The 13,683-nt window shown below is 45.9% G+C and carries 6 protein-coding genes; all 6 read right to left on the minus strand.

Annotation, left to right across the window (positions count from 1 at the left end; genetic code table 11):
* Positions 1–3 precede the first annotated feature (3 nt).
* Positions 4–753: a LolA3 family protein gene (locus ICL07_RS04040; protein ID WP_188086654.1), complete on the minus strand. Its 750-nt coding sequence runs from the start codon at positions 751–753 to the stop codon at positions 4–6.
* Entirely contained in the window at positions 750–2,660 is a 1,911-nt protein-coding gene (locus ICL07_RS04045; protein ID WP_188086655.1) for a hypothetical protein, read from the minus strand. Before ICL07_RS04045 ends, ICL07_RS04040 begins: the two co-directional genes overlap by 4 nt.
* Before the next feature lie 1,561 nt (positions 2,661–4,221).
* Positions 4,222–4,698: a hypothetical protein gene (locus ICL07_RS04050; protein ID WP_188086656.1), complete on the minus strand. Its 477-nt coding sequence runs from the start codon at positions 4,696–4,698 to the stop codon at positions 4,222–4,224.
* A 10-nt stretch (positions 4,699–4,708) separates the two neighbouring features.
* Complete coding sequence (locus tag ICL07_RS04055) at positions 4,709–10,312, minus strand: PA14 domain-containing protein (RefSeq protein ID WP_188086657.1); 5,604 nt, start codon at positions 10,310–10,312, stop codon at positions 4,709–4,711.
* A gap of 37 nt (positions 10,313–10,349) precedes the next feature.
* Positions 10,350–11,441 (minus strand): hypothetical protein, encoded by a 1,092-nt coding sequence (locus ICL07_RS04060; RefSeq protein WP_188086658.1) that lies wholly within the window; start codon positions 11,439–11,441, stop codon positions 10,350–10,352.
* 9 nt (positions 11,442–11,450) lie between these two features.
* Complete coding sequence (locus ICL07_RS04065) at positions 11,451–13,619, minus strand: hypothetical protein (protein ID WP_188086659.1); 2,169 nt, start codon at positions 13,617–13,619, stop codon at positions 11,451–11,453.
* Positions 13,620–13,683 lie beyond the last annotated feature (64 nt).

The raw sequence follows: 13,683 nt of genomic DNA on the forward strand, positions 1-13,683 counted from the left end.
TTTCTATAGGTCTGGGGATGCTTTAAATACCTGGTATCCGCTAAACGCCGCCGCCGGCTCGAGCGTTGTTTCCGTTTTACGGAAATAACGCAGTTCATCAAAAACAGCCATATCAGGTTTATATTTTTTATCCTGGGTATAGGTAACGCGCACAATGGCATAGTCGCCAAACTCCTCATCTTCGTTACTATGCCCGCTGCCAAAACGTTGTAGCTGGTTAGCTGGAATGAGATAACGCATTTCTGTCAGATAACCGCCGGCCATATCCCGTTTTACATCCAATGATATAAACGGAAGACCGGGGAGAAATTCTGCATGGAAGCTCCGTTCATTATCCTGCTGAATAACAGACCAGCTCTTTACTGCTGCAACGGGGAACCCCGCCTGCATCACTTTCAAGGTCTGATCACCACTGCGGGGTTTTGAAACATGCATTTTTTTCATGGTGGATTGCAGGATGATATTATACCGGCCATTGGTGATACTGATGCTGTTTCCCATGGTATAATAGCACTGCCCGTCAGCTACTTCCAGCCTTCCGGTGGTGGAATCAACGATCTTCTCCGGTTTGAGAGCTGAGGCAAAAGTATAGCGCATATCAAAAGCATACTGTTTACTGGCATATACCTTAAACATGACTGCCATCTCAGCTGCCAGTCCGCCGGTATCGCGTTGCAAAGGCTGCGCATATAACGGCGCCGCATAAACGATCACCAGCAACAGAAATAGGGTATACAAGGATTTTTTCATCATTGCGCGGTTTCTTTAAGGAGTGCGCTCCTGGTTTCTTTAATTGTTTTAACACCACGCTCCGTTTCTTTCTTTACCCGGATCAGGGTACCATCGTCATCATACTCATAGAGGGTGGCATAGTTATTCTCATCCAGTTCGGCCATCAGTCGCAGGTTTACAGGGTCGTACACGAAAGACTTCATGTTGGCGTTGTAGGGATGGATCCGGAGATCGTCGTAATATACGTTCACGTTATTTTTAGGTACAATCACCACGTTAAAAGCGGTGGAACCTTTCGGCACGTCAATCACCCCTTCATATTGTTGCCATCCATCGATGATGGCGCCTTTAGGCTGTGCCGTAGCAGTAACCCTCACCGGGCCGCCTACCAATAACGTGATTTCACTACTGGTATAGGTGGTGCACTTACAATCCTGTTCTTCTTTTACCCATACACTAAACAGGAAACGTTTACCCGCTACCGGTGAAAAATCAGGAACCAATACACCGGGATTCAGTCTCACTGCCTTTAGTACCGTCATGTTACATTTTTCTGCCTGCTGGAAGTCCGGCGCTGTCAATTGCCGGTCACTGTCAGTTACCAATGCAGATAACATAATACTGTCGCCTTTGGCTGCTTTCAGGCTATACCGGCCGGTATGGCTCTGCTCCGTGGATAATTTATTTTTGTAACGGGAGAAGTTAAAATGACGGCCTACAGGGCAAGGATCGTCTCCACAGTTGCCAGCCACAAAACTGTAGTCCTCGAAGCCATCAAAGCCTGACTCACGGTAACGGCTATTCTGTACTACGGCTACCGGTACAGCACCGTCATAACCATATAACCCGGCGTTATATCTTCCCAGCGGATCCTTGTTCTCCAATTCAAATCCCTTTTTACTGAAAACGGTACTTTCTGCATTCCATACCCAGCGGGTGGTATCCTTCCGGGGCGTCCAGGAAGCAGTCTGTTTTTCCCAGAAGTTCATGAAGTCGTTGTAGGCGCCGTCTTTCCGGATATCCGTTTTCACCCCCGGATCCGCTTCTGCCCTGGCGCCGTAGTAGACATAACTGCGGAAAGGACGCCAGTTGCCGAGTAAACCGTGGATATAGGGATTGACACTGGTATCGGTTACTGCGCTATAGCAGCGGACGGTATAGGGTGCCACTTTCATATCAAATTCACCCTTAATAGGTTGCCCACACAAATCGGAGTTGATAGTAACCTTATACTTACCAGCCCAGGAAGAATCAATATTGTAAATAATCGGATTTTGTATACTTTCTTTTATCTGGCCATTAGGAAATTCCCACCGGTATTGTTTAGCGCTGGTGGGTAGGTTAATTGCCTTCAAATAGGCAGTGTCACCCACACAGAACATGGGTTTGTCTGTTGTGATGATTTGATAGGTGGCGAAGTCCAGAATCTGAACATCCTGGACGATAGCATTTCCACAGTTATCCACTACCCTGATGGAATAGTTGGTGTTCTTCATGAGTGAATAACGACTATTGGATGTAAAGTAACCGGTAGTATTGCTATCAAGGAACGGACCGTCCTTACCTTTACCTTGTTCTGCCAGCTTATAGGTATAGGTGTTCAGGCCGCTATAACCACCTGCCGCAAAAACACGAATGGTACCCGTATTAGGAGCAGCCCCGGGGCAGACATAACCTAGCGTGGTGCGGCGGTCAATACTCAGTTCATTAGGCAGGTTATATTGAATTTTTTTTACGTTAACAATACGGTCACCGGGGTACGGACTCGCTCCGATTGCAATTCTATAGCTACCCGGTACAGAGACGGTAAAACTCCCGCCATTTCTTATAATAGCCCATTTTTGGTCAGGACCGTCAACGATGCGATAATAAACATCACTATCAGTCCTTCCTCCAAATGTTTTAGTTCCATTTGGTGTTATCCTCAAACCGCCACAAGTCTGTTGACTGGTGATGCTCCAGTTATATCTGTAAACATCCTTTTCTGCTACAACAAAGGGTACATCATGAACGCCACAGGAATCAGTTATCCTGAATAGATAACTTCCAGGCGTAAAATATTGAGGAGATGTATCCGTTGACTCACTTATGTAAAAGTATCCGGGTGATGGCGGATTATCCCCAAAATCCTTATAATATTTCATGTAGGAAGGGCTTATCAATTCCACCTTAGTATTCTTCTCCCATGTTCCCTGCTTAAAAATACCAAAGTTGGTTGCTCCCTCCTGCCCCATCGCACCCAAGTCATCAAATAATCTAACCAGGTATAACGCATCGGCCGAGATAGTTATGCCAGTGGTCAATTTCATACCATCTGCCGCCGTCATTTCGGCTGAAATGTAACCAGGATCCATGTTCTCAATCGTACGCAAAATGGTGCTGGTACTGTAGGACCATAGGGTATCATAATAGGATAACTGCCGGTCATTATTTGTTATTTTTATAGATACCGGAAAACAAAGCAGGTCTGCTCTACCTATTTTATATGAATAATCAATCTTACCGTTACATTCGAGCTTATAATCATTGGCTATATTTACTTCATAAAACCATGAATCGTAATAGGCGGTGTCTCCACAATCCGATTTAATGTGAAGCCGTATTGGTTGCCCATATACTCCCTTCATCGTTGTGCCAGGAGGCAGCATAACTGTATCCTTTTTTATAGTATTCTCCTCAAAAGGGCGGAAATTCTCGATTGGGCCATTGCCAAAAGAATAAGTGTAGGTAAAATGTGATCTAAGTTCCTTCCTGTCGTAAAAAACAGGAGTCCCGGTGACATAGACCTTACAGTTATTTACATCCCCGGATATAGAAAGGGATCTGGTCACTGACAAATTTGCTTTCACTACTTTAGTACTATCCACAATCTTTAATGAGCCGCAAGCGTCCTCAGTAGAAATTTTAAACTTACCTTCGTTTAAATTCGGGATTTTAAATACGCGGTTACTTGTAGTAAATGTTCGTGGACCGGTATACGCAGCTGGTACATCTAAAAGACTCACTGTAAAGGGAGCATTTCCATCTACCAAACGACACTCAATTTCACCAAACGCACATTTACCGATAGTCGGCTGAGTTGACGATGTGAACAGTTGCAGTTCTTTCGCAACTCCCGGAACGCGTACCTGCACGGACTTAGACACAGGAATTCCATTACAAACCGCCTCTACCAATACTTCGTAAGTCCCAGGAGACACCGTCGTAAATACCGAACTTGTACTTTTTACTACCTCAGTGATACCACCGATAGGTTTAAGACTATACAACAAACTCCCCAAGTTCGTTTTATCCGATCCTGTTAATGTAATGGCAATCCTGCCATTGGCTATGCAGGTAGCGCTGTCAATCTGCGTCTGGATATTCCAGTTTTCGCACTGTGCCCAGGTTTTTGTGTTTCCTGCCAGGAAACACAAAACAGAAAACGTCAGCAGAATATATAATCTGATTCTTTGCATACAATACATTTGTTACACCAGTACATCATCATTATTTCCGGCTATAGACACATCTAAACTGCCGCTTAACAGGTATCTTGCGTTTGTCATCCATGTAAAATGCTGCCGGCAAGTCCACCTCCAGTTGAAGAGTTTCGGTAATGGAATACTGCCAGCTCTTATAGTGCAGGGGAGCACGCCCATCCCTGGCGGGTTCCCATAACACCAGTACATAAGACTCCCATCTGCAGCTATCTCTCTCGACCCCTCCGCTGCCAGTGATGGTACATTCTCCATCCTCCACTAAAAGCGACAAAGGGATCTGGCTGCCAGCCATACGGATAGAATCTCCGGTAGTCCAAACTTTACGTTCCAGCACCTTATCATCTCCCTGGCTAAACAATGTAGAGACAAGCCTGGTAACTTCCCAATGCCCCCGCATATCGGTCTTTACCGGCGCAATCTGTGCATATCCGCTCACGAACAACAGCATCAACCCGGTCAATATGATTATTATACGTGTATTCATCTCCGTTAAATTATTTGTAAGCACATTCTTTAAATGAATTCTTTTTATCTTCTACATGCCAGTTCTGTTTATACTCTGTCATGGAAGCGCTGAGAATCTGTTTATCCTTGTTAATCTCCAGCTGATATGCCCCATTATTCCATACCAAAGGGCTCTTCATCATCGTCACTGTACCAATCTGGGCCTGGATATTTTTACGGCCGGAACGTATAATCTTCATTGTTACATCATTGCCGGTAAAGGGCGTACCATCTGCTGTCACGAAATAAATATCCGGAGCGCCGCCATTGAGCACATTCGCATCCAATGCCCATATTTTACCGGAGCTGGGGAAAGTCGCTAATACGGAATCACACTCATCACCAGCTACACGATTACGGGAATAAGTGATAATTTCATCACCGGAAGTAAAGTATCGTTTCACCTCCTCTGCAGACAGTCCCTTTTCAACTCTCCCCCCTTTCACATACACATTTTTAGCGGTGGTATTAATATTCTTATAAGCGCCACTCATCCCATCATAGGCCCAGTGAGCCGGATAACTGAACTGATAGGTGGAATCCCCGAATTCGTTCTGGATCGAAGTCAACAACACATCCCCTGTTTCTGCATCATACAACAGGTTACGGGTCACCACCCTGCTCCCGTTCTCAATGGCTTCTACCCTTTCCAGGATGCCATGACGATGAATGACTTTTGTTATGGCAACAGAATTAAAGATATTCTGCTCACTCTCCGGCATGGGAAACGAGGAGGGAACAGGTATCGGCAGGAAACCAATCTTGAAAGCGTCAAGGTCCACTACTACGTTAGCCGCAACACTTTCAAATGTCTGACGACGCATATCTGTCATCAGTTCCACGTCTTTGCCAATGAAGGAAGGAGTTATGTTACCTGATTTATCGATAGCCAGTACTTCATTGTCAAGGTGCTTCTGCAGAGCATCTTCCCGGTCAACTTTATAGAAATAGGTAGTCGATTTAATCATCTGCGGCGACTTACCAGCGGTATAAAATTTCTGCGACCGCATTTTGCCATGCATATCATTCAGTTCTATTTTGAAACCCTGGCTAAGCGCGAGGTAATAAACAGCATCAACGTTCAGCACACTGCCCAGCCGGGGCTTATACATCGCTTTGCTGTAGGGACGTTCAATTTCTGAATTGGCTACAATGGTTGGAAAATCATAACTGGTATAGAAACAGGTCTCTTCATATCCTTTAGCAGAACGGACATTTTTGGAATAAATGGACTTCGTCTGTACTTTACTGTATCCTACAGATGCCGCAGGGAAGAAAGCCTCACCCAGTGGTGTTTCCACGTAGCTAACCGTCGTTGGCGCTAATGATGCCAACTGATCTTTATACAATACCGGCGTATGCCAGGGGTTCTCCTCTCCGCCCAATATAGGCTCATAGGTAGCTACACCACTGCTGATCTGCCTTTCCTTGCCATCTGCCTGAATGGTAGTGGTATAGGTATATTCTGTACCGTATTTCGATTCCTTCTGACCCGTCATGGCATTCCAGTGGTCATAAACCTCTATACGTTTTACACGAAGGCCCCCACCATACTTCTTATATAACGGATCATTTAACCTGGCGTGAGAACGTTTCAGATCTACTTTCATAGCCCAGCCATTGCTGCGGGCGGTTGCATCAAATTTTCTCAGCTTGGCCGGCAGGTTAATTCCCAATTCGGTGATCACCTGTATGGCTTTTATAAAGTCCATATCCGGCATTTCAGAATCCGGAAATGCTTTGGAAGGCAGGTTCAGTCGCAGGAACTGTACAGCAGACTTGGCCAATGGACTATACTTCCCGCCCTCATCACCATTCGCTTTCAGTGGGCGTAACTTGACAAAGATGGTTTTGCCATTGTTGATAAAACCATAATCATTGCTGTCGAGAAAAGCGTAGCAGGGAACATACTCATATCCTGATCCATAGGCATCGGAAGGCATTTTCACATGCAACCGGAAAAAGACAGTATCGTGCAACTCCGACAGGTAGTTATCAAAGACTTCCTTATTGGAAGTAACAGGCAACTCCGCATCAAAAGCCACATACATATTATCCGAAGAACCGATAAATCTGGAATCATACAGGTTATCGGTAAGATCGTTGATTGAATTCGGCCTCGAACCCGAGAAACCGGCTATCCGTGTCATCTTGGCGGCGCGTCGATGCTGCACATAGGCATAATCGTCCGACTCGTACGTAATTTTCATGCGGCCGCCGAAAGGCAGCTTGATAGAATCCAGCGTCCAGGCAGCGGCATTTTTGGCAGCAAGAACACTATCCTGTAAGGCATAGGGCATTTCCACATTGCTGATAGGGCTGTTATCTGTATAGCCCGGATTGTGCCTGGGATCTTTATAATTACCCCACCTATCGTACGACTTACTGTTGTATCCCGGATTGTTGCCATTATAGTGGAATTCATAAGCATTCTGCCTGTTACGGGCATCATTGGTCTTGCTTTCATTTCCGTTATAGGAGAACCAGAGCTTTTTCAGTGTAAGTTTACCAGCAGGATTTCCTGTACCGTTCACCCCCGGACATAACTCATACGTATAATCGAAATGGACCGTTTTCACCGGTTTAGCATTGGCAGCATCTTTCAGGTACTCCGCTTTTACATATAAGTTGATTTCTTTCAGTCGTTTAACTTGTTTGCTGCCCAATATTTTGGTCCCATCGCGGTTAATGGGCAGTAAATCATCCCGGTCCGCAAGTGTAAATATGGCAATCATATTTTTAGACTCAACGGAATTCAGGTACCAAAGCTCTTTTTCACCATATACATAACTGCCTTTGTCATCCCGCCAGTCCGTTTTCAGGCCTTCATTATAGGTAGCGGATTTCGTATAGGGAGACCGCCATTTATAAGGATTATCAAATCCTGCCGTTTTCGTATAGTTAAACTTAACAGCATTTCCGGCATCATCATCTGTAATACCGTCCCCGGTGATGTCTACATAATCCGGCGATACGATACCGGTTAAAAGAAAAGAGTGGGCATATGCCGGAATTACTTCCTTACTGAAGTAGTGTTCATTTCCCTTGTTATTGGTAGTGGAGTCATCACGGTTGTTACCATTGACGGCATTGTAATCCACAACACCTTCTGCCGCGTTGGCATTGGCTTTATCCGCCGAGAACGTCACTTCTTCCTGCGCGAAATTATAAACAGGTAACCCATATACATATCGTTTGCCGTCTCCATTGAGCACGCTCACTTCGGAGATATGATGCGGCTTACGGAAGCTGTTTATGCGTTTCTCCTTATTCAATTTACCGGGAACTACATCAAAGTTGTCCGGGGGATTAGGTTGGAAAATATCATCATCCGTAACAGAAACATTACCACATTGCCATCTAACATCCAGAAAACCATCTGCGTCTGTGTTGACGTAATACACCTCCACATCATACATCTTTCCCTTTTCAAGGTTGATTTTATAGTTTTCGTCATGATTCTCCTCTCTTCCGTTCCAATCCCGCGCAACGTCGGATAAATCTGTTCCATTTATTTTGATGTACAGACGATCATTAAACTGGGCCCAAACGTTATAAACACCGGTCGCCGGAGCTCGCATCCGGTATTTATTGATCATCCAAAAATAGCCCCTTGGTATATTGATAGAAGGCGCCAATGGCCTCAGTTTATCTACCCCCCAGAAGGTATTCCCACTTTGAATACAATCTCCTAAGCGTAGTCCGTCTTTACCCCAATATTCAGTATACATCCCCCGCTTCTCCTCCGGATCACCCGCATACTTCGTATTACAATTATCAAACGTATACTGGTTCTCCTTATAGTTCTCAATGAACCGGGTTAACCCTGCTTCACTCGCATCTTTGGCGTTCAGATAAGTAATCAGCTGCGTCCTTTTGTCCCGCTCTGCCTTACGGGCTTTACCTGCCGGGATGGGGAACAAACCGGTATGTTCACCGTTTTTATAACGGTAAAGATTACCCGTAGTGCCGATATTCCGGCTCGCGTCACCGGAAAGTTGTGCAGTTACTATATCATCTCCACCTACCGCATCATAAAATGCTCGGGGATTAATAGACATCTCACCAGGATTTCTGAAATAAGAGGCTTCATAATTCAGGTTCGAAGAGGTAAAAGCCAATTGTGTGGCCAATTTATTGTCTGCCTGCCATGCTTCTGTGGTGGTATTGGAAGAGGTCATATCCAGGTTGGCGCCAAGATGGAAAAGATCACCAAGACCAAAGTCCAGCCCACCGGTAAGTGAATTGTCCTTCGTTCTTACATAAGGGTCGTACATATAACCAACATCGCTGCGATAGGCTCTGAACATGCCGCCGGTACCCTCCCCTGAGATCGAAAATACATCATAGGTGTAAGCGGGAATAGCAATGGTTTTCAGCGCTTCTTTAACAGGCAGCTCCCGCTCCCGGTTGAAATCGAGCAACGCTTCGGGTCTTCTCGCAGCATCTTCATAATGCAGATAACCAAATGCGGGTAACTTGCGTGTCTGATCCCCTGCTGCGATCGTTTGTTTAAGCTGATAACCCACGCCAAATATATTGTAGTGGACACCACTCACTTCAAAACCGAACGCCAGTTTACCGGTAAACATACTGTTCGTATAGGGCATCCCGATAGCCGGCGTAGCACTGGGATAAGCAAAGGAAATCTTACTGGAAGCCAGGCCGGTAAAAGTGTATTTTCTATTTTGTTCAGTAAACATCCTTACGCCACCGGAAAACTGCAGTGCTTTCATGCCGGAGCGGGTGTTATAGGTAGAGCCAATGGACACATTACCGATAAAAGAGCCTCCATCGCTGTGTTTGAGGGTAGAAGTCTGAACATCCAGACTGGGACTGATACTAACACCATCGGAGGTACTGTTGGAAAGTCCCATCCCCGCTGTCAGGGAACCGGCGCCCTGTATACCTACACTCAGGCTCGTACTAAAGCCCACCTCGGCTCCCCAGCCCCGGTAGGTATTATAAAAAGCGCTGGCAGAAGCGGTAAAACCACCCTGAATACTATCCACCACTACTTCTCCTACCTTCTTCAGGGGAAACCCAAATAACTCAGTGGTTACCCCCAATGTCCCTCCCGTAGTTACGTTAGGGTTGATAGACATCGTTTTGGTGATCTGGTCTTCTCCATTAAAATCATCCGGAATACCACGCATATTTCTGGTAACGGAACCAGGGTTCAGGTTCCATCCCAGTCCCACCCAACTCGCTTCCTGGTCCATGGAAATACCACTGTTGTAGCCTAACGCCAACGGATATCCGCCCACGTCCATCAAGGGTATGCCGTAGGAGAAATCGCCGGTAAAAAGATCTACCATGTTATCACTTCCTACTGAGGTAAAAGACGTAGCCTCCGGCTGCGTAGGCCCGCCATCTGCTTTTTCCACAGGCACAGGCGCTATTTTTCTATGCTCCGGTAAATCCGGAAGCAACGGTATCCTTTCACGTACGGACGTTCCCGTTACCGCCACCGGCCACCGGCCAGCACGCGTTCCCGCCAGCGCATAGCCCGGTACCACGGTTTCTGCATACATTATTGCCAGCAGAAAGCACGCTATTACTTTCTTCCGCTTTTCAGCAATCGCCAGTATCATTTCACTTTATTTTATAGGTATAGGGTGTCGGTTTCAATCAGTTTCCTTTGTTGTAGATGAATTTCAGCTGCCAGTATTCTCCACGGGAATTTAGCAAGCGAAACAGATACGAACGCCCACTGGATAAACCACTGCGCTCCAATGGCACATCGAAACGATTATGCCCGCGTATAATCTTCAACAGTCCTTCATCTACCGGCCGTTGACCGGTTTCCAGTGGTATGATTTCATAACGCAGCGTACTGTCAACAGCTTCATTGGTATAACTTACATGCAGTATCCGTCCAGTTCTCACTACAGCGCCATCCAACTCTTTTTTCAACTCCACATAAGCATCCGCTGGTTCCTGACCGGGTTGAGGCAAGGACTTTACCCTGAAAGTCCACACCTCTGTCTGCGCGGCAAACAACCTTCCATTACGCGCGGTAACTGACCAGGCATATTGCCGGCCGGTATCCAGCTGCACAGCGCCGGAGGGATAGTTGGCAAAAATATTCCGCAGCCCGGGTGCCCGATACACCGGAATATTTTGCTGTATGGCTTCCTCCGGAGATTGATTGGCATATACCTCTGCCAAGGTCAGGTCATAGTTCAGATCGTTGAACAAATTCAACGGAGCCGGTGGTATCCATGAAAACTGCGGCAATCGTGTATCCAGCTCACTGCTGTTCGCCGGCATATTCAGCAACGGCGGGCTCACCGGCTCAATGGTAAACGGGATGCAGTCCTCTCCGGGCTGGTTACCGGATTTATCGCCTTCTACTACCATACTGTAACAGGCCATATAATTACCGGCAGGAAGAAAACCATTGGCGCTGCGATCAATCGCGGCAGAAAGGTATTCATACTGCACCGGCATAAAATCCTGCAACTGCAGCTGCCGGGCGCCTTTATTCAACGGGATAGTACGGGTAATGCCGGTCAATAGCGGTTGATTAGTCTGCGGGTCAGTAAGACGCATTGTGATACGTATGTTCAACGGCGCATTGGACGCAGATACCACCACAATATTCCATAGCTGGGCTTTCAGCATCACGCCCGCCGGTGGCAGCTGTATCGTCATGCTAACCTGGGCGGCTACACGCCAGGATAGTCCTATGGCTAACAACAGGAATAGGGATCTTTTCATACAATATTTTTAAAATACTCTGGTATAGGTTAATCGGCCGGTTTCATTGGATACCAGCTGCCTGTTCACACCTGGTACAAATCCTTTATCCGCCATCAGCGCTATTTCTCCCACCTTCGGAATATTAATCCTCGTATTGGCAGAATAGCCGGTTTGCTGCAATTGATATACTGTCTGATAATTATATTTAACACCACCGCCAATCTCCAGCCAGTTGGTAATCCTGTATTGAATTCCCCCATCGGCTCCATATAAGGCATAGTCCTGGTTAGTAGCGGAAGATAATCCTCCGTTCAGGGTAAACTTCCCTATAAACACAGTGTGACTCAGCAACAGGTTGGTACTATTGAAGTATACAAAATTACTGTCTGCCTGCCGGTTATAAAACCGGGTACCTGAAAAAATGGTATTCATATTGGCCCGGCCGGACTGATAATTATAACTCGCGGTACCGGACATCGTATAAAACAGGTTCTCTACAAACCGGTCATCACTCAGTTTCATCAGCTGGGAAGTAGGATAATAACCTACAGATACTACCGGCCATTTTTTCCTCCGGAAAGTGGCTTGTATACTCTTAAATACTGTACTGCTACGATAACTGCTGTGTTCAAAAATACTGGTGTACACATTTTGTTTCAAACTACCGGTAACTATCAGTTGCTGCTGAAAGAAAGGCTGGTCTACTTTTATCATCCATGCATTTTGTGCAGCTCCTGAAGCATACAAACTGAACGACTGGAAATTGGCGCCCATCCGCTTAAACATGGCATTGACCCTCGTTTTCGACAATGGTATAAAAGAAAAACCGCTAACAGCATAAGCTTCATTACTGCGATCTCCGAAACTGGCCATGCTGCTACCTAAACCACTATGTTGCTGTTTCCGCTCGTAGAAAGGCAATGATGATTTCGCCACTTCTCCAATCAGGTAATTATTCCGGTCTATCTGCCAGCGGCCTTCCAGCGACATACCCATGATCCGAAAGTCCGGCATTTCTACTGCACCATTACCCGGAGCAGTCGTATTAAAATTGTATACCTGCTTTTTACCGGTATAAAAAGAGAGGATAATATGATTGTCATCCCGCTGCCCCACACCGGCCCGGATAATATTCAGATATTGTCTTATCCGGTTATCGTTTACAATAAAATCGCGGAAACGATAATCCACAGCACCGGTTGCAAAGGCAATATAGTAGGATGGGTTAAACTCAGCCTGCCCCCCGGTGATACTGATATTTTTAGCGGTTAATTCGGAATAGTCTACCATAGTACGTCCTATTCCTGCCGATTTTATGGCCAGCAACGTCTTATAACCCTTTGGTAAAATACTGTCCGGTAGATTCATCGCTTCCAGGTCCTGCATGAGCTCCCGCGGGTTTTTACTGTGTTGCAATACATCCATCAGGTATCCCTTTTTGGCTGTATAGGTCTGCTGTTGTTTCGCATACAACTTCTCCGTTACGGCAAACGTTTTCTCCAGCGAGTCCAGCTTTTTTTTCTTCTCTTCATACAGCGCCAGAAAACGATCATCAATGGAATCTCTCTCTATAGCAGATTTCAGACTATCTACCCTTTTGCGCACCATACCTGAAATAGTAGATTTATATCCTTCCGGCGTTAATACCCGCTGCAACGAATCGTTGACCTGCTGCCGGAAAGCCTTTTCCTTCAACTCCACCATCCGCTGTAACTGTGCAGGTGAATTAAACCAATACCGTAGCTTGTTCAACTCATCCCATTGCTGGTCCAGCTTCACCTTCAATCTTTCAAGCTCCTGTATCTGCTTGCGTTTTCCGGCATCCCAGTCACGCGCTTTCGCTAACAACAACTGCCGGAAATCCTGCTGTGTGTACCGGAAATTAATACCGGTAATATCCCTGAACAGATAAGAATTTCCTCTGTTGGTATTAAGTGTCAGGTGAAGCGGGTAACGGTCTTTTACCAGGATATCCAATGTAGTCTGAAGGGTATGCTGATAGATCTCTTTTTCAAGATAAGGCGTGTCTGTATGAGACTGATAATAAAAGTCATACATCACATTCCCATGTATACTCAAAAAAGGTGTATGTATGGGTACTACAGGTGCGGCAGGCGGTAGCTTTCGTTTGATAGCGACCAACCTGGTGTCCCCTCTTGGCTGTTCATACAACATCACCAACACGGGCATTTTCATTTTGCATCCGGTATGAATGAAGTAATAACCAGTATCCGAAACCTTATTTTCTACAGGAAGATGA

Origin of the sequence: Chitinophaga qingshengii (genome assembly GCF_014529935.1) — a bacterium.
Taxonomy (GTDB): Bacteria; Bacteroidota; Bacteroidia; order Chitinophagales; family Chitinophagaceae; genus Chitinophaga; species Chitinophaga qingshengii.